At 57.3% G+C, this 18,639-nt stretch carries 17 protein-coding genes; 8 read left to right on the top strand and 9 right to left on the bottom strand.

What is annotated here, in order from left to right; translation table 11 throughout:
• Positions 1-57: 57 nt before the first annotated feature.
• Both ACPF7Z_RS18815 and ACPF7Z_RS18820 read right to left on the bottom strand, forming a co-directional pair.
• The gene (locus tag ACPF7Z_RS18815; RefSeq protein ID WP_425194776.1) at positions 58-597 is read right to left on the bottom strand and encodes a sodium:solute symporter family transporter; all 540 of its coding nucleotides are present in this window, start codon (positions 595-597) and stop codon (positions 58-60) included.
• Positions 598-752: 155 nt separating this feature from the next.
• Positions 753-1,985, bottom strand: coding sequence for a Zn-dependent hydrolase (locus ACPF7Z_RS18820; RefSeq protein WP_425194777.1), 1,233 nt, complete (start codon positions 1,983-1,985; stop codon positions 753-755).
• A 135-nt stretch (positions 1,986-2,120) separates the two neighbouring features.
• Between ACPF7Z_RS18820 and ACPF7Z_RS18825 the strand changes: the two genes are divergently transcribed.
• Positions 2,121-3,038, top strand: a complete 918-nt coding sequence (locus tag ACPF7Z_RS18825) for a LysR substrate-binding domain-containing protein (RefSeq protein ID WP_425194778.1) — start codon at positions 2,121-2,123, stop codon at positions 3,036-3,038.
• Positions 3,039-3,164: 126 nt separating this feature from the next.
• Here ACPF7Z_RS18825 and ACPF7Z_RS18830 read toward each other — a convergent pair whose 3' ends face one another.
• From ACPF7Z_RS18830 to ACPF7Z_RS18860, 7 genes are all read right to left on the bottom strand, one after another.
• Positions 3,165-3,479: a hypothetical protein gene (locus ACPF7Z_RS18830; protein WP_425194779.1), complete on the bottom strand. Its 315-nt coding sequence runs from the start codon at positions 3,477-3,479 to the stop codon at positions 3,165-3,167.
• A gap of 97 nt (positions 3,480-3,576) precedes the next feature.
• Positions 3,577-4,830, bottom strand: a complete 1,254-nt coding sequence (locus tag ACPF7Z_RS18835) for a glutamate carboxypeptidase (RefSeq protein WP_425194780.1) — start codon at positions 4,828-4,830, stop codon at positions 3,577-3,579.
• A gap of 140 nt (positions 4,831-4,970) precedes the next feature.
• Positions 4,971-5,606, bottom strand: coding sequence for an OmpW/AlkL family protein (locus ACPF7Z_RS18840; RefSeq protein WP_425194781.1), 636 nt, complete (start codon positions 5,604-5,606; stop codon positions 4,971-4,973).
• Positions 5,607-5,891: 285 nt separating this feature from the next.
• Positions 5,892-7,145, bottom strand: a complete 1,254-nt coding sequence (gene ilvA / locus ACPF7Z_RS18845; RefSeq protein ID WP_425194782.1) for a threonine ammonia-lyase — start codon at positions 7,143-7,145, stop codon at positions 5,892-5,894.
• Between the two features lie 176 nt (positions 7,146-7,321).
• Complete coding sequence (typA, locus tag ACPF7Z_RS18850) at positions 7,322-9,148, bottom strand: translational GTPase TypA (RefSeq protein WP_425194783.1); 1,827 nt, start codon at positions 9,146-9,148, stop codon at positions 7,322-7,324.
• A gap of 96 nt (positions 9,149-9,244) precedes the next feature.
• Positions 9,245-10,207 (bottom strand): polysaccharide deacetylase family protein, encoded by a 963-nt coding sequence (locus tag ACPF7Z_RS18855; RefSeq protein WP_425194784.1) that lies wholly within the window; start codon positions 10,205-10,207, stop codon positions 9,245-9,247.
• Positions 10,208-10,238: 31 nt separating this feature from the next.
• On the bottom strand, positions 10,239-10,799 hold the full coding sequence (locus ACPF7Z_RS18860) for a hypothetical protein (RefSeq protein ID WP_425194785.1): 561 nt from the start codon (positions 10,797-10,799) through the stop codon (positions 10,239-10,241).
• A 601-nt stretch (positions 10,800-11,400) separates the two neighbouring features.
• Between ACPF7Z_RS18860 and glnA the strand changes: the two genes are divergently transcribed.
• From glnA to ACPF7Z_RS18895, 7 genes are all read left to right on the top strand, one after another.
• Positions 11,401-12,810: a glutamate--ammonia ligase gene (glnA, locus tag ACPF7Z_RS18865; protein ID WP_425194786.1), complete on the top strand. Its 1,410-nt coding sequence runs from the start codon at positions 11,401-11,403 to the stop codon at positions 12,808-12,810.
• A 139-nt stretch (positions 12,811-12,949) separates the two neighbouring features.
• Entirely contained in the window at positions 12,950-13,543 is a 594-nt protein-coding gene (locus ACPF7Z_RS18870) for a DUF4124 domain-containing protein (protein WP_425194787.1), read from the top strand.
• A 189-nt stretch (positions 13,544-13,732) separates the two neighbouring features.
• The gene (gene glnL, locus ACPF7Z_RS18875; RefSeq protein ID WP_425194788.1) at positions 13,733-14,821 is read left to right on the top strand and encodes a nitrogen regulation protein NR(II); all 1,089 of its coding nucleotides are present in this window, start codon (positions 13,733-13,735) and stop codon (positions 14,819-14,821) included.
• Complete coding sequence (gene glnG / locus ACPF7Z_RS18880; protein WP_425194789.1) at positions 14,818-16,215, top strand: nitrogen regulation protein NR(I); 1,398 nt, start codon at positions 14,818-14,820, stop codon at positions 16,213-16,215. Before glnL ends, glnG begins: the two co-directional genes overlap by 4 nt.
• 116 nt (positions 16,216-16,331) lie before the next feature.
• Entirely contained in the window at positions 16,332-16,787 is a 456-nt protein-coding gene (locus ACPF7Z_RS18885) for an Hsp20/alpha crystallin family protein (protein ID WP_425194790.1), read from the top strand.
• 21 nt (positions 16,788-16,808) lie between these two features.
• Positions 16,809-17,198, top strand: a complete 390-nt coding sequence (locus tag ACPF7Z_RS18890; RefSeq protein ID WP_425194791.1) for an Hsp20/alpha crystallin family protein — start codon at positions 16,809-16,811, stop codon at positions 17,196-17,198.
• Positions 17,199-17,401: 203 nt separating this feature from the next.
• Positions 17,402-18,454 carry a class I fructose-bisphosphate aldolase gene (locus ACPF7Z_RS18895; RefSeq protein WP_425194792.1) on the top strand — a complete coding sequence of 351 codons (1,053 nt, stop codon included), beginning with the start codon at positions 17,402-17,404 and terminating at the stop codon, positions 18,452-18,454.
• Positions 18,455-18,639: the final 185 nt, after the last annotated feature.

An 18,639-nucleotide genomic window follows, 5' to 3' on the forward strand; every position in this document is an offset into this window, starting at 1 on the left:
CGTCGCCATGGTTGGTCCTCCCCGGTATGCGTTCAGCGGGTGAGACGGAATCGGCGGTCAGAAAATGCTCGCTGGCGGTGATAGGGGAAGTGTCGACGCCGGCATCACGGATTCAGGAACAAATGAAAGCGCAATACCGTAATTGAGCGGAATATTGAAGACGATATTAAAAATCGTACTCATGCCAACGATTTGCAGTGCGGTGGTGGGAACCGAATATACGAAAGCAGAAAATATTGAGGGCAGTATCCCTGCCTTTTCCCCAAAGCGTTCGCTAAATAAATCGGCTAATGTATAGAGTCTTTGTCTTCTGAGTGGTCTGCTGAAAAAGAAGATAAGCAGCATGCTTACAATTATCCCGGGAAGAGCGAATTTAAAGTATCCTGACATCCCGACACTAAAGCCCATGCCGACCCAGCCAATAAAAACGGCGGCACCGCACCATGTGCTGATTATTGTTCCAGTTATACTCCAGAATCCCATGTTCCAGCTGGCGATTAGATAGGCGTCCGAGGTTTTTACCTTCGTGAAGTAATAGGCGCCCACGGCGAACATGAAGATGAAGTACACGACAGTGTAGGTTAAATACCATGCCATAGTGAATTCTCCGCTAATTAGTAAGAATTGTTGTGTTTGTAACTACCTGGTTTATAGCGATAAATTTCTGAGTTTTTTGGTATTAACTTGATTTTTAATATTGATATAGTCCTCTTCGAAAAGATTGTTCTAAATAAAAGCAATATTTATATGCGTTAACCTGCGAGTTTGAGTAACGCATGAAGGAGCACGTTGGCACCGGCAGCAAGGTCCGAAGGCTCTGCGCTTTCCGCTTCGTTATGACTGAGTCCTCCAGCACAGGGAATAAAAATCATGCTGGTGGGTGCGATGCGGGAAATATGACAAGCATCATGGCCCGCACCCGAACGTATGTCCTGATGGCGATAGCCAAGTTCGAGAGTCGCGCTGCGAACCGCGTCGATGCAGCGCTCGTTAAAATGGATCGGAGGGGTGTCCATGATGCGTTGTCGCTCGACCCCGGTCCCCTCTTGTTCAGCCGTCTTGTCCACGGCGGCATAGAGTTCTGCTTGCATGGCATCGAGCGTCTGTGGGTCCGCATGGCGCATGTCCACAGTCAACGTCACCTCTCCCGGAATCGTGTTGTTGGAATTGGGCGAGACGTCGAGGCGCCCTACGGTCGCAACCGCGGAAGGAGCATAGTGTTCGGCAATGCCTCTGACGGCAATGACCAGATGCGCTGCGCTCACCAAGGCATCGCGTCGACCTTGCATCGGCGTTGAACCGGTATGCGCATCCTGTCCCTGAAAGGTGACCTGGTACCAGCGGGAGCCTTGTACGCCGGTGACCACGCCGATAGTGTCAGAATCGCGTTCGAGTATTGGGCCTTGCTCGATATGGACTTCGATAAAGGCACTGAGAGGATGATCGCCGCAGGGGAGACTCCCCGCATAGCCGATGGTTTCCAGAGCCTCGCCAAGGGTAATGCCGTCGGTATCTTCCCTGCTCAGTCCATAATCAAGATCGTAGCTGCCGCCGAATACGCCCGAAGAGACCATGGGCGGAGCAAAGCGCGCGCCTTCCTCATTGGTCCAGACACAGATTTCCAGAGGGCTTGTTGTTTCGATGCCCTGTTCATTGAGCGTTTCGAAAATTTCGACGCCTGCCAGTACGCCATAGACACCATCGAATTTCCCGCCGTGGGGCTGGGTATCGAGATGGCTGCCACAGGCGACGGGCGGGCGCTGTGGGTCGGTGCCGGGACGTTGAGCAAAGATATTGCCCATGCGATCGATTCGGATGTCGCACCCAAGCTCCCGACACCAAGCGATGAACAAATCACGACCCTGCCTGTCCTCGTCGGTAAGGGCCACCCGGCAACTGCCGCCTGAAGGTGTAGCGCCGATCTCCGCCATGGACATTAGCCGCTGCCAAAGCCGATCCTGATTGATCGCGAGTTCTTTGAGCATGATATTGCCCTTCTGAATTAATTTTGTGTTGTCTGACAGGCAATGGGGAAGCCTTTGTCTTAACCAAGGTAGTGGAGCAAGGCGGGGACGTATAATATCAATAATCGATTTTTTGATACTTGAAAGGTATCAGTCATGAGGCATTTGCAGCCGCATATTCGCTATTTCATTGCCGTTGCCGAAGAGTTGCATTTCCGCCGGGCCGGTGAGCGTTTACACGTAGCCCAGCCCGTACTCAGCCGTGCGATACGGCGACTGGAAGAACAGTTGGAGGTAACCTTGCTGCAGCGTAGCCGCCGGCATGTCAGCTTGACTGCTGCGGGGCGAGTATTTCTCGAGGAGTGTTATCTCGCGAGGGAAGCAATGGAGCGTGCCGAGCAGCGGGCTCTCAAAGCGAATAAAGGCGAGTCTGGACGGCTAGTGATTGGCTATACGGATTTTGCGATCAATGGGGTTCTGCCTTCGCTATTGGCTACTTTCCATAGTCATCTGGCCAACGTCAGTATTGATCTTGTGCGCTGCGACTCTCATGAGCAACTAGAGGCGATCGAAGTTGGAAGGCTCGATGTGGGATTTTTAACCGGCCCCGTCAGCGGTGAAGGATTGAGGCAAGTTATCGTGCACGAAGCTCCTTATATGGCAGTTTTACCCCGCTGCCATCCTTTGGCTGAATTAGAAAGCGTACCCCTAAAAGCTCTTTCGAAGGAAATCTTTGTGTTAGGCAATATGCATACATGGCGGCATTTTATCTCTCAAATCAAAGCATTGTGCTTTGAAGCAGGATTCATTCCGAGGGTGGTCAAAGAAGCGCCGAACAGTGACAGCATATTTGGCTTGGTCGCGGCACAAATGGGAGTAACCATCTACCCTGATTGTGACCTTAACCATAATCGACGCGATATTGTTCTGCGCCCGCTTGCGGGTACTAAGGCCAAATTAGTGACGGAAATGGTGTGGTCGTCGAGCAGTACCAACCCCGTGGTAGCTCGGTTTGTTGATGTCGTTACTCAGACAGGACTAGTTCTTGGGCATCGTCAGGATCGAGCTCAGTAGTGGAATTAATTCGCAGTGATAGACTTGAGACCCCCTGTCAGTTGAGTCGTCGGCCAACGTTCAGGGGATCGGCTGTCGGTTCAACAGGTCCGGCTCAAGATACCTGCGTCGAACAATGGATGGATTTCAGTCGTCATCATCCTTGGGAGAAGCCGGAGCGGATTCGAAGGCTCGCTTGTCGTCGGGTAATCGCACCGTGTCCCCCAAGCTGAGTTTGCCGTGCTGCTTGACCCGTTCGCCTTTGGCATCGATCAGGGCGGCGACCTCGCCGATGCTGACGCCGTCCTTGTAGGCTTCGACCTTGACCCGCACGTTCATGCCTTGATAGCGCCCCGAGACGATGGTGCCAGGGTGCGGCTCGCCGTAGTCATTGGGGTCCTTGGCATAGTGTGCCGTGACGCCATTGGCCCCGGGATCGTCCCAGTCGATGTGTGTATGCATGCGTCCTCTCCTTGTGGGTTCTCGTACATGCCAAGCTTAGCTGGACGAGGCCACTGGGCGAAAGCCTACATCGCTATCTACAACTGTCTTGATATGTTCAAGAATCGGGCTCTTGCTCAGAGAGCGTCATGATCATGCGAGTCGCCAGGTAGAGCCGCGGTACCACGCTGTCGAGTACGATGAACTCATCGGCGCTATGATAACGCCCTCCCACCAGCCCCAGGGACTCCAGCACCGCCGGCTTATCGGCGTCCGGGTTGTAGGCATAGGCGGCATCGGTGCCGCCACCGATCTCGATGGCCTCGAGGTTGCGATCCAGTTCCGTGTAGATCTGCTGTGCTTGCTCGGCCAGCGCCTGGGTCTGGGGGTTGGCTGGCATCGGCGGACGGCCTTTATCGATATGGAAATCCACCGTCGTGCCGTCGATGAGTTTGTCCTGAATGATGTTCTTGGCTTCCTTCATGACCCGATCGTATTCGCTGGCATCGAAGTAGCGCATATCGCCTTCGGCGTGGGCTTGTTCGGGAATGATATTGCGCTTGGTGCCGCCGTCGACGATGGTCCAGTTGAGAGTGGTCTTCTTGTCGGCATTGCCTAGCTCATCGAGCTGCAGAAGCTGGTGGGAGAGCTCCATGATCGCGTTACGTCCTTGATCCGGAGCGCTACCGGCGTGGGAGGCACGGCCTTGAACGTCGAGGAAGACGTAGTTGATGCCCTTGGTCACTACGGTAACCGCATCCACATCGTCTTCACCCAGCGCTGGCTCGAAGACCAGTACGGCATCCTGATCCTTGGCAAGCTGTTGAATCTCCTCTCGTGAACCGAGAGAGCCTTTTTCTTCGTCCGGATTGAAGACTACCGTCAGAGTGCCGTACTCCTTGAAATCAAGTTCTTCGAGTATCTTCAGTGCGTGCAAGATCACCGCGATCCCGCCCTTGGCATCACCGACACCGGGGCCGTAGGCACGCCCATCTTCGGTGCGAAAGGGGCGTTTCTCTGCTTCGCCTTCGCCGAACACGGTGTCGTAGTGGATCATCAGCATGATGTTCTGATCGCCGTCACCGTTTAGGGTGCCGATTAGTGTTTTACCACCGAACTTCGGTGCAGGCCGTGTTTCGATCTCGGCGCCAAGCCGTTCGAGACGCTGTTCGAGTATGCTGACGACCTTATTGAGCCCTTGCTCGTCACCGGTACCGGAGTCGATATTGACCAAGGTTTCCAGCGTCTCGAGCAATGCCTGCTCCTGCTGCTGGGCGGCCTCGAGGACCTCTTGTTGAGAGGCCGCCAAGGCGGGGAATGGCGTAATGAAAGTGGCGCAGGTGAGGCTCGTGGCAAGCAGGAAAGGCTTCATCGTTTTCTCCCTGTCGTAAATTGTTCTCCTGATCCAAGCCTAGGGGGAAAGCATGAAAACGCAAATCGTACCAGGGCCAAGCCAACAACAAGAAGACGACCCCCTGGGCCGTCTTATGAAGATCCGAAAAACGCTGAGTCTTAGAAGCGGAAGCTCAGACCACCCATGACCACCAGCGGATCGATTTCCACTTCGGTATCGTAGTTGGCACCCCCAGCCGAGACGGTGGCATCGCTGTCGATATCCAGATACCAGGCGGCAGCGTTGAGTGCCCAGTGTTCGCTGATCAACAGGTCGACGCCGAGTTGCGCGGCGTAGCCCCAGGAGTCGTCCAGGTCGAGATCGGCACCGGGAAGATCGAGTGTTTCATCCGAGAAGCGGGTGTAGTTCACGCCGGCACCGATGTAAGGCTGTACCCGGGAGTCGGTTCCACCGAAGGGGTAGTACTGCAGGGTCAGGGTCGGGGGTAGGTGCTTGGTCGACGCCACGTTGGCACCATCCAGCTTTATATCGTGCTCGAAGCGCTCCGCAGCCAGCAGCTCGATACCTAGCTGGTCGAGGAAGCGATAGCCCAGAGTGAAGGCGAAGGCGCTATCGTCACCGACATCGATCTCGTTGATACCGAGAGCGTTCAAATCGCCGTTGTCACTTTTCGGAGCGACCTTGGCCACACCAAAACGCGTATAGAAGTCGCCTTGGCCATAGGCCATTACCGAGGAGGCTGCGGTCATGGAGGCCAGGAAAATGGCACCGGTCAGAAGGGGGGTTACGCGCATGGGAAGACTCCTTGATTGAATCCCAATAATCGCCCCTGGCGGCGCAGGGCACATCCAATGCTGGGGCATGAGCGTAGCATGATGATAGCGCTACGAACTGGGAGTAGCGTAACCGAAGCACGGCGGCGCGCCTTGATTTATGTCATGTTTCAGGCGAGTAGATACGCAGGCGAAGTAATTTTGTACCTGCTTGAAATCGTAACGAAAAGCCCGCCGATAAAGGCGGGCCGGAAAGAGTAAAGCCTCTCTGCGAATCGGTCATTCAATGAACGAGTGACACGCAATCTAGTCATTACCGCCACTGGCCATCAGCAAGTTGACCTGCAGCCCCTCTTCCTGAAGCAGGGCGACTAATTGATTTTGATGTTCGGGGCCGCGGGTTTCCATCTCGAGAATCACTTGTGTCATGCCGACAGGCACATGGAGTTCGCCGCGACGATGTTCCACGTGACGGATGTTCATGCTGAGCTTGGCCACGGTATCGAGCAGATGGGCGAGATTGCCTGGCGTATCTTGAATAGTGACCGAAAGGCTTATCAGGCGGCCGCTGGAGGCGAGGCCATAGTCGATGGAGCGGCCCACCAGGCTCATATCCACGTTACCACCCGAGATCACGCAGACGACCCGGTCTTGATCGCTGACATGAATCTTTCCACTCATCAAGGCAGCCAGGCCGGTGACCCCGGCCCCTTCGCCGATGGTATGAGTATGTTCGAGCAGGGTGACGATGGCCTCGGCGATGGCATTGTCACTGACGGTGACGATATCGTTTACGTAGCAGGCGATGACCTGGCGGGTCAGCTTGCCGGCACGCTTGACCTTGATGCCATCGGCGATGGTGTGGGCATCGGGAGCGACTTCCTCGATGCTGCCATCCACTAAAAAGCGCCGCCAAGGTGCCACGGTGTCGGTTTGTACGCCGACGACACGAATGGCAGGATTTTGCAGTTTGAGGGCCAGCGCCACCCCGGACAGCAGGCCGCCACCCCCGAGGGGCACCACGGCAAGCGTCGTGTCCGGCGCGTCCTCTAACATTTCGAGACCACAGCTGGCCTGGCCGGCGATCACATCCCAGTCGTCGTAGGGAGACAAGAAAGCCAGATTGTCCCGCTGGGCAATTTCCAGGGCAAGCTCGGTAGATTGTTCCAGGTTGGTGCCATGCAAATGAACCTCGGCGCCCATCTTGCGACAGGCTTCTATCTTGGTTAAAGGCGCGTTGGTCGGCATGACCACAACGGCGCGAAGTCCTGCGAGGCCAGCAGCCCGGGCCACGCCTTGGGCATGGTTGCCGGCGGAAGCGGCAATCACCCCGTTGCCCTGAGCATCGTCAGCCAGCAACCGAGCAATCTTGTTGGTGGCGCCGCGTATCTTGAAGGAGCCCGCACGTTGCAGGTTCTCGAACTTGAAGGCAAGCGACGTGCCTAATGCAGCGGAAAGAACGTCGTTATGCCACTGAGCCGTATGGATCACCGCATCGCGAAGGCTTGCTCGAGTGGCGCGTAGGCTCTGAAGCGATAGGGGGAGCGATTCGATAGTCATGGCAGGCCTTACTGGCGAATAGCAGGGTGGCAGTTGAGCCGTCGCATCCATTGCTCGGACAATGTGACGGCTAATAGCATAACGCTTCTTGGGTAAGTTTTGATTATTGCAGGGTACTACCCGTTAAAAAGCCCGCCGATGAAGGCGGGCCGGAAAGCGCAGGAACAAATACCGAATCAGTTCTTGTTGGCACGCTTGCGCTCGTTTTCCTTGAGATGCTTCTTGCGCAAGCGGATATGGTTCGGGGTGACTTCGACCAGCTCGTCGTCATCGAGAAACTCGATGGCCTGCTCCAGCGAGAATCTCACCGGCGGGGTCAGCACGATGTTCTCGTCGTTGCCCGAGGCGCGCATGTTGTCGAGCTTCTTGCCCTTGGTGGGATTGACCGTCATATCGCTGGCGCGGTTGTTGATCCCGATCAGCATGCCCTCGTAGACCTCAGTGCCGTGATCGACGATCAGCTTGCCGCGCTCCTGCAGGGTGTATAGCGCGTAGGCCAGCGCCTTGCCATCGACCATCGACACCAGTACGCCATTGCGTCTTTCGATGGAGGCGTCGGGCTTGAGCGGGCCATAGTGATCGAAACGGCTGGTGAGAATGCCGGTACCGGAGGTCAGGGTCAGGAACTGGCCGCGAAAACCGATCAGTCCACGAGCGGGAATGATGAAGTCCAGGCGCACGCGGCCCTTGCCGTCCGGGTTCATGTTGGTCAACTCGCCCTTGCGATAGCCGAGCTCTTCCATGATGGCGCCCTGGTGCTGTTCTTCGCAGTCGATGATGACTTCTTCGTAGGGTTCCTGTTTGGTGCCGTCGATCTCGCGGATGATGACCTCGGGGCGGCCCACGGCCAGCTCATAGCCTTCGCGACGCATGGTTTCGATCAGCACCGAGAGGTGCAGCTCGCCCCGCCCGGAGACCTTGAACTTTTCCGGTGAGTCGCCCTGCTCGACGCGCAGCGCGACATTGTGGATCAGTTCCTGATCGAGCCGGTCCTTGATGTTGCGGCTGGTGACGTACTTGCCGTCACGACCGGCGAAGGGCGAGTCGTTGACCTGAAAGGTCATGGAGACGGTGGGCTCATCGATGGTCAGTGCCGGGAGCGCTTCCGGTGCCGCCGGATCGCACAGGGTATCGGAGATCGCCAGGTCGTCGATGCCGGTGATACAGATGATATCGCCGGCATCGGCCTGTTCGGTCTGCACACGCTCGAGCCCCATGTGCGTCATTACCTGGCCGATTTTGCCCTTGCGAGTGTCGCCGTGCCGAGAAATCACGCTGACCTGCTGGCCGGGGCGTACATTGCCGCGCTTGATACGGCCCAGGCCGATAACGCCCACGTAGCTGTTGTAGTCGAGTGCCGAGATCTGCATCTGAAAGGTGCCGTCACGCTCGACCTTGGGCGGTTCGACGATATCGACGATGGCCTGGAACATGGGGGTCATGTCGTCGGCGAGCTGCTCCGGCTCCGGGCCAGCGATACCGTTCAATGCGGAGCAGTAGATGATCGGGAAGTCGAGTTGCTCGTCACTGGCCCCCAGGTTGTCGAACAGGTCGAAGATCTGATCGATGACCCAATCCGGCCGCGCGCCGGGGCGATCGATCTTGTTGACCACCACGATCGGCTTCAGGCCTTGATCGAAGGCTTTCTGGGTGACGAAGCGAGTCTGCGGCATGGGGCCGTCGACGGCATCGACCAGGAGCAGCACCGAGTCGACCATCGACATCACACGCTCGACCTCGCCCCCAAAATCGGCGTGGCCGGGGGTGTCGACGATGTTGATGTGATAAACCTGTTCGTCAGGTGCCTGCCAGCGGATCGCCGTGTTCTTCGCCAGGATGGTGATACCACGCTCCTTCTCCTGGTCGTTGGAGTCCATGATGCGCTCCTGACCTTCGGTCTTGCGATCCAGAGTACCGGACTGACTCAAAAGCTTGTCGACCAGGGTGGTCTTGCCGTGGTCGACGTGAGCAATGATGGCAATGTTGCGAAGTTTCTCGATCACGACGGGATCCTGCTGGGAAATAGGGGGCGCATTATAGTGGCTAGCGGTGCCCGACGGCTACCTTATCCCACGGATTTTGCCGGCTGGAGCTGATCTTCAACGATAGCCGAACAGATAATCGAATAGTCGTCCCGGGCTTTGGGCGATCGGCTGACTGAGGGGAATCCGTGGTAAAACCAAGGTATCGCTGTGCCGAGTCAGCCAGCCCCCGGTGTCGAGTAGCGCCGTCGTGACGCCGCATCGTTGAAGCACTTGTTGCGCGGTCAAGGACGGTGGTTTGCCGGTGCAGGTGATCGCCGTCAGCGGTTCACGACAAAGCTGAGCCAGGGTCTTACGCGAGCGGCGCATCTGCTGGCGGAGCAGGTTGTCATCTTGCCCATCAAAGCGAAGTCCGCCGGCACCGAAACGGCATAAGCCCCCGCTTTCCAGGCGGCGCGCACTGAACGGGTCGATCGGTTGCAGTGAATGATCGAGGATATCCAGTAGGTGTTCGCCGATCTCGGACAGGCGCCGCGAGTCGGCATGTTCAAGCTGCAGGAAGTAGTTCAACAGCGCACGGCTGTAGGCGTTGTCGGGATGCTTGGGGGGCATGGGCGGCAGGGGCAATCCTGTGTCGCCCAGAGCGTCACGAATCCGCTCGGGAAGGTGTCGTCGCCACAAGCCGTCGCCGATCAGCACACGCCATAGGCCTGTGTCTTCGAGGGGAGTCGAGGTAACAAAGATGCTCGCCGGAATGGCGTAATGGTCGAGCAGGTTCGTGGCGTTGTCGATGTCATGACGCCATGGGGTGTCGAGGGTCAGGCCAATGCAGGGGTGCATCTCGAAGTGGGGCGTGAGTGCGGTGGCGAGATTGACCGGGCGGGCGATATCGTTCAATGCGATGAGCAAGTGCTCGAAACTTGATGGACCCAGACACCAAGGGGCGCAATGCGGCAAGCGCGCCTCGTCCTCGTTGGCAAGTACCCGGGGCAATCGCAACAGCGCTCGTTGCCCGCGCTCACCACCCGCGAGCGTGCGTCGCCAATGACCGCGTAGGCGCTGTGCTAAATCCTGTGCCATGTTGTGTGTAAAGCTCAGGGCGCTCACTGGTTCACCCCGCTGCTCGGTTGCCTTCCGGCGTCTGATTCAGAACCCGGGCATGACAGGCGACAAGTCGTAATAGAAGATCGCTCTCGATGCCTTGTTCGCGTTCGACATCGAAGCCACCCACACGCTCGAACCACTGTCGTTTGACGCTCAGCGCCAATGTATCGCCAGTGGAATAGAGCAGGCGCGTCAACCAGGGAAGCTTTGAGGTGCCGATCACGGTCAGGGCGACGGCGTCCCAGGCGCGCTCGAGCATGGCCCGCTCCGACCAGGCCAGCCAGCCCTTGGGCAATTCCACCAGGGGATCGATGAAGACCAACGTAGTGGCTTGCGTATGGTGCGCGCAAGCATTGTAACGCTGCCCACGTGTGCCGGCGGAGCGCTCAAGCAGTTGTGCATTATGGCGTTCGGCCAGCATGACATAGCGTGAACGCACCTTGTCGACGAGTACGATGATGTCAACAGGGCTATCGGTCGTATTGATTGCATGGGTAACGGCTTCCAGGCATCTATCGAGGCGTGCGTAGCCGCGCTGAGAGTCGATGATGATGCAAAAATGATTCATTGTCAGGGTGACCCAATCCTATTGGCTGGCTGCTTGTCGCGGCGGTGACGTGGGGATTACTCGAGCCACTAATATCAGCCATGCATTCATGCGGTCACTCGCTTTAGCGGTGATCTTGGCGCTGTTTTTATGTAAATAAATAGTAGCCGTTGGTTTCAGAGCGTATCAATGCGTGGAGCGGCTGATTTCGATAGAGTCGGCGCATGGTTTTTTCACGTTTTGTCGGTTGAGTCCGTTAATCTTTGCTCGATAATTCATGCTGCGCGTCTCAAAAGCACCATAATGGTGCAACAAAGCAAGTACAGGCTCTCACATGGTGCACGATCCGCTATGGCAGAATTAAGAGCGGCTAAAATTATGCCTCGTAACGCCATGCGGCCTATTGAGCACACTGAGTTTTCGTTATTTTAGCAATTGGTATCAATGGTTTATGTCTTTTTTATATTATTCCGGCGTTTATGGCACGCCTTTTGCCCAGTCATTGGCAGCAAGTTGATCGAAAAGACCTGCCATGGGCAATAATGGTTCGGCATGCTACAACACTGCAGTTTGCGTCCATTTCTATCGATCCGCGCTTAACACTCACTCTGTGGAGAAAACCATGTCAGAAAAGACTCTCGCCCTGATGGAAGAGCACGACATTCGCTGGGTTGATCTGCGCTTTACCGATACCCGGGGCAAAGAGCAGCACGTCACCATTCCCGCCAGCGCCGTCGACGATGAATTTTTCGAGAATGGTCAGATGTTCGACGGTTCCTCTATTTCTGGTTGGAAAGGAATCAACGAATCCGACATGATCCTGCGCCCGGAAGATGGTTCGGGTTTTCTTGACCCGTTTACCGAAGATGCCACCCTGGTATTACGCTGCGATATCATCGAGCCCGCCACCATGCAGGGCTACGAGCGTGATCCGCGTTCCATTGCCAAGCGCGCCGAGGCGTATCTTGCCAGTACTGGGCTGGGCGATACCGCCTTCTTCGGCCCGGAACCGGAGTTCTTCATCTTCGATGAGGTGCACTGGAAGAGCGATATCCAGGGCGCCATGTATCGTATTTCCTCTGAAGAGGGTGCTTGGGCCACGGATTCCACCAGCGTCGAGGGCGGCAACCTCGGCCATCGTCCGCGGGTCAAGGGCGGCTACTTCCCGGTCCCCCCGGTGGACTCCCATCACGACATTCGAAGCGCCATGTGCAACACCCTGGAGGCGATCGGTCAGTCGGTGGAGGTGCATCACCACGAGGTGGCCAATGCCGGCCAGAACGAAATCGGCGTGAAATTCAACACGCTGGTCAAGAAGGCCGACGAAGTTCAGGAAATGAAGTACGTCATTCACAACGTGGCTCATGCCTACGGCAAGACGGCAACCTTCATGCCCAAGCCGCTGGTGGGAGACAACGGCTCCGGCATGCATATTCACCAATCCTTCTGGAAGGATGGCGAGAACATGTTCGCCGGTGACGAGTACGCCGGACTCTCCGAGATGGCGCTTTACTATATCGGGGGCGTCATCAAGCACGCTCGAGCCCTGAACGCCTTTACCAATCCGGCCACCAATTCCTACAAGCGTCTGGTACCGGGTTTCGAGGCGCCGGTAATGCTGGCCTACTCGGCACGCAATCGCAGTGCCTCGATTCGTATTCCCTACACCGCCAGCCCCAAAGGCAAGCGCGTTGAGACGCGTTTTCCGGACCCGGTCGCCAATCCGTATCTCTCGTTTGCGGCGCTGTTGATGGCGGGTCTCGACGGCATCAAGAACAAGATCCATCCCGGTGACGCCATGGACAAGAATCTCTACGATCTGCCGCCAGAAGAGGGCAAGTCCGTGCCCACCGTGGCGACGAGTCTGGAACAGGCACTCGAGTCGCTGGACAAGGATCGCGCCTTCCTCACCGAGGGCGGGGTGTTCACCGACGACATGATTGATGCCTACATCGAGGTGATCGGTGAGGATGTCGAGCGACTGCGCATGGCGACACATCCTCTTGAGTTCGATATGTATTACAGCTGTTGATTACAGTAGAGAGGGCTGCGGCCGATATAGCATAGACGCAGGGGCTCCCTCGGGAGCCCCTTTTCATTGAAATACAAGTCAATGCATGCGGCCATTACCCGAGGAAGTAGCCATGAGGCATTTTCTATGGTGCATATTAATGTGTAGCCTGCCCTTGAATGGCCTCGAGGCGGCCACGGTTTATCGCAGCGTCGATGACCAGGGCAACATCGTGTTCACCGATACCCCCCGGGAAAACAGCCAACGCCTCAAGCTACAGCCCCTCACGGTCGTGCCTTCACGGGAAGCGGTCTCACCCGAGATATTGAAGATTTCCCCCAAGAGGGCATCAGGCAAGGATGTTTCCCCGCGTCCCTCGCGCAGCGTTGCGGGCCCTTTCATGCCCTATTCCACCTTCAGGATTCTCTCGCCGGAGGATGGCTATACGCTACAGACCGGTTATGCCGGCGATCTTGTCGTCGATATCGATGTCGAGCCCGCGCTACGCAAGGATCATCGTATTCGACTGCTGGTGGATGGCGACATCAGCCAGTCGGCAATGCACACCCAGGCCTTCATCCTCAATAATCTGAATCGAGGCGAGCACACCTTGCTCGCTGAGTTGCTGGATGCCCAGGGCAAGGTGCGCCATCGCAGCGATCCGGTGACGCTGTATGTGCATCGTGCCAGCGTCAATCTGCCTTCTAACCCGAACAACCCAGCAGGGCGCCCTCCCGGTCAGACGGGCAACTGAGCGTCAACGATTGGCGAGTGCTCCCTTCTGGGTGTTTTCAAGAGACTCGGCACGCAGGCCAGGCATGCGCCATAATGGTGCAATAATCTGGCGCGTCGATATCCAAGGGCATGATCACTCCTGCCATCGTCGAGATGGTGCAGTTCTTGCAAGATTCATGTGCATGCATGCTCTTCATGGGATCATCTTATGTACCAACGTTTATTGGAACATTTGACGACGGCCGTCTTGACGCTGGATAGGACGCTCAGGGTACGCTGGATGAACCCCGCTGCCGAGGCGTTGCTCGCGACAAGCCTGGGCCGAGTACAAGGAACGCGGCTCGAGAGTCTGGAAGGTGAAAATGCCGGGGTGGCCGATGTGCTGGCCAAGGCACTCAAGGCTTTTCATCCGTTTACCCAGCGTGAAGCGAAGTTGGTATTGGCCGGTGGTGACGTCATTACCGTCGACTTCACCGTCACTCCCGTGAGCGACAACGAATTGCTGCTGGAGATCGAGCCTCGGGATCGCTTGTTGAAAATATCCCGGGAAGAGTCGTTGATCGCTCGCCAGAAGACCGTCAAGGTGCTGTCTCGTGGGTTGGCCCATGAGATCAAGAATCCTCTGGGCGGCATCCGCGGAGCAGCTCAGCTGCTCGAGCGTGATCTATCGGATCCGGCCCTCACGGAATATACCCGGGTGATCGTCGAGGAAGTGGATCGCTTGCGTGACCTGGTCGATCGTATGCTGGGCCCCCATCATCCATGCCGACATGAGTCTCTGAATATTCATCAGGTACTGGAGCGAGTGCGGACCTTGCTTCTGGCCGAACATCCGCGCATCGACTATGTGCGTGACTACGATCCCAGCCTGCCGGAACTGATCGGTGACGAGGCTCAACTGATCCAGGCGGTGCTCAATGTGGCGCTCAACGCGGTGCAAGTCATGGAAGGCGGCAATACCGAAGCGCCACGGCTGATACTGCGCACTCGGGCGCGCCGGCAATTCACCCTGGGGGGCGAGCGACACCGGCTGGTGTGCGAGATCGCCGTGATCGATAACGGCCCCGGCATTCCCGAGCGGCTGCGCGATACGCTGTTCTATCCGATGGTATCCGGACGCGACGAAGGCAGCGGTCTGGGCCTGGCCATTGCCCAGTCGATCCTGCAACAGCACCAAGGGTTGATCGAAAGCGACTCCGAGCCCGGTCATACCCAGTTTCGTCTGTTGATACCTCTGGAAATATCCTGCTCCCGATCCACCAGGAACCACTTCCCTCAGCCTCCGGAGGCCCCATGACAGAAACCGCCCGGGTCGTCATCGTCGATGACGATCGCGCCATTCGCTGGGTGCTCGAGCGTGCTCTTTCTCAGCCGGATATCGAGATCGAGAGTTTCGAGCGAGCCGATCTCGCGCTGGAAACAGTACTGTATCGGCCTCCCGAGGTGCTGCTGACCGATATCCGGATGCCCGGACTCGATGGACTCGATTTGATGGCGCGTGTCCGTGATGCCCATCCCGATCTACCGGTCATCGTGATGACCGCCCATTCCGACCTGGACAGTGCAGTGGCCTCCTACCAGGGGGGCGCTTTTGAATACTTGCCCAAGCCCTTCGACGTCGATGAGGCCCTGGCGCTGGTACGTCGCGCTATCGCCCATGCCCGTGAACGCCGCACGCCGGCCGCTGCGCCAATCAGAGTCGCCGCAGAGATCATCGGTGAGGCACCGGCCATGCAGGAAGTGTTTCGCGCCATTGGCCGCCTGGCGCAATCTCATATCACCGTCCTCATCAATGGCGAGTCAGGAACCGGTAAGGAGCGCGTAGCTCTGGCATTGCATCAGCACAGTCCGCGCAAGACCCAGTCTTTCGTGGCGTTGAACATGGCGGCGATACCCAAGGACCTGATGGAATCCGAGCTCTTCGGCCATGAGAAGGGCGCTTTTACCGGCGCCGCCGCTCAGCGCCGTGGGCGTTTCGAACAGGCGGATGGCGGTACGCTGTTTCTCGATGAGATCGGTGATATGCCGCCGGACACCCAGACGCGACTATTACGAGTGCTGGCGGATGGCGAGTTTTATCGCGTCGGTGGTCACAATGGGGTCAAGGTCGATGTGCGTATCATTGCCGCCACCCACCAGAACCTCGAGCAGCTGGTGGCGAATGGTCGTTTTCGCGAAGATCTGTTCCACCGACTCAACGTGATTCGCATCCATCTGCCGCGTTTGGCCGAGCGTAGCGAGGATATTCCGCGGCTGGCGCATCATTTCCTCGCCGAGGCCGCCCGAGAGCTCACCACCGAGACCAAGGTGTTGACCCCCGCAGCCGAGCAGCATCTAACCCGTCTGCCTTGGCCGGGTAACGTACGCCAATTGGAGAATACCTGTCGCTGGCTGACGGTAATGGCCTCGGGGAGAGAGATCCTGGTCGATGATCTGCCACCGGAACTGCGCGATATGGAGAATCCCGAGGGTGCCGCCGGAGATTGGCGTCGGGCCTTCCGCGAATGGGCAGACCGTGCCCTGAATGCGGGGCATACCCATCTGCTGGAGGAGGCGATGCCGGAGTTCGAGCGTATTCTCATCGAAACGGCTCTGCAACACACCGGTGGGCGCAAGGGGGATGCTGCCGAGCTGCTGGGCTGGGGGCGCAATACGCTGACCCGCAAGATGAAAAATACGATTTTCGAGTGATGAGGCCTTGAATTTTGACTGCCGACATCCATCTTTGTCAGTAGCGAGCCAAGTTACATAACCGGCTTCGCCAAGGGGTATATCATCACTGACTTTGTGTAAGGAGGTGTTCGATCATGTTCGGAGATCTTTGGCGTTCCAACGGCTCCAGATCTGCGGATTTTGATTGGTTCCGGCAGGTCATGGACGAGTTTTTTCCCCAGGCCACTTCGGATATTCGCTCGGTGCCGCGCGGCACTTTTCCCATGATCAACATGGGCCGCACGGATGATGCCATCCTGGTATACGTGTTCGCCCCAGGGCTGACGACCGAAGAGCTCGAGGTGAGCGTGCAGGACAACGTATTGACCCTGCATGGCCGCCGTTCGTCGGTATCGGAAGAAGGCGAGCGCCAGCAGCGCGCCTACTATCGCCAGGAGCGTTTCAGCGGTGACTTCTCGCGCTCCGTCACCCTGCCCGATGGTGTCGACACCGAGCGGGCCGAGGCAAGGGCCGCCAATGGGCTGGTCGAAATCCATCTGCCCAAGCGCGAGGAGATGAAGCCGCGTCGTGTCGAAATCAAGACAGCTTGAGACCCAAGGAGGTGTTGAGTCATGAATGATGTCACTAAACGCGAAACCGACCGCGATGTCGCGACCCAGCAGGAACAGCGCCGTACGCTGCTGCCGGCGGTGGATATCTACGAGCAGGACGACGCCTTGCATGTGATCGCCGATATGCCGGGGGTCACTCAGGAGTCGCTGCACATCGAGGTGGATCAAAATGTGCTGAGCATCGAAGGCGATATCAAGATCGATATGCCAAACGGCGTTTCCGCCTCCTACGCGGAGATACGCGGCGATCAGTACGCGCGTCGCTTCACGTTGAGCCATGAGATCGATGCCGACTCGATCCAAGCGGAAATCCGCGACGGTGTGCTGCGCCTGGTATTGCCCAAGCGCGAAACCCATCGCCGCCGGCGTATCGAGGTCAAGGCGGCCTGATTCGCTCGCGATATTCCGTGCCCGAGGCGCCTTCCTTCGCGGGAGGCGCTTTTTTTGGTCCATCAGGCTTAGAATGATCCTGTTTTTTGTGCGGCGCACCTAAGCTGGAAAAGTGTGTCACTTATCGGCAAGATGATGAGCGTATTTTTGAATATGCTTGCGGGACGCAAGGCCGCCGTCACCTTAAGGAGGAACTAATCACGATGACCGATATTGCCAAACTGCTGGGTGATGAAGCTGATAATCTGCTCAGCCATACCTGCAAAGGATTCAAGAAAGACGATCTGTACCTGCCGGGCCCCGACTTCGTCGATCGGGTCATGGCGGACAGCGATCGTACCCCGCATGTGCTGCGCAATATGCAGACCCTGTTCAATCATGGCCGGTTAGCGGGCACCGGTTATCTGGGGCTGCTGCCAGTGGATCAGGGTATCGAGCACTCCGCCGGCGCCTCGTTTGCCCCCAATCCGATGTATTTCGATCCCAAGAACATCGTTGAACTGGCCATCGAAGGTGGCTGCAACTGCGTCGCCTCGACCCTGGGGGTGCTTTCCTCCGTGGCACGTCGCTATGCCCACAAGATCCCGATGATGCTCAAGCTCAACCACAACGAGACCCTGACCTACCCGGCGATCTATGATCAGACCCTGTTCGCTCAGGTCGAGCAGGCCCATAACATGGGCTGCATCGCTGTTGGTGCGACCATCTACTACGGCTCGCCGGAAAGCCGCCGCCAGATCATGGAGATCAGCGAGGCTTTCGAACGCGCTCACGAACTGGGCATGGTCACGGTGCTATGGTCTTATCTGCGCAATCCCGACTTCAAGAAGGACGGCAAGGATTACCACGTTGCCTCGGATCTTACCGGCCAGGCCATCCACCTGGCTGCCACTATCAAGGCGGATATCGTCAAGCAGAAACTGCCGGAGAACAATGGCGGTTACAAGGCGATCGGTTTCGGCCATACCCACGACAAGGTCTACGATGAACTGACTTCGGATCACCCCATCGACCTGGCTCGTTATCAGGTCGCCAACTGCTACATGGGTCGTGCCGGGTTGATCAACTCCGGCGGCGGCTCCAAGGGCCACTCCGATCTGGGCGAGGCAGTGCGTACCGCGGTGATCAACAAGCGTGCTGGCGGCATGGGATTGATCTCCGGGCGCAAGGCGTTCCAGAAGCCGATGAAGGAAGGCGTCGAGTTGCTCAATGCGATTCAGGATGTGTATCTGTCTAAAGATATTACGATAGCGTAAGCGGCTTTCGATACCTGTTGGTGAATGCAAAAGGGCCCGGTCGCAATGACCGGGCCCTTTGCTTTATCCTGAATCCGTGATGCCGGCGTCGACACTTCCCCTATCACCGCCAGCGAGCATTTTCTGACCGCCGATTCCGTCTCACCCGCTGAACGCATACCGGGGAGGACCAACCATGGCGACGC

The sequence above is a fragment of the Halomonas sp. GXIMD04776 genome, assembly GCF_049808615.1.
GTDB lineage: Bacteria > Pseudomonadota > Gammaproteobacteria > Pseudomonadales > Halomonadaceae > Modicisalibacter.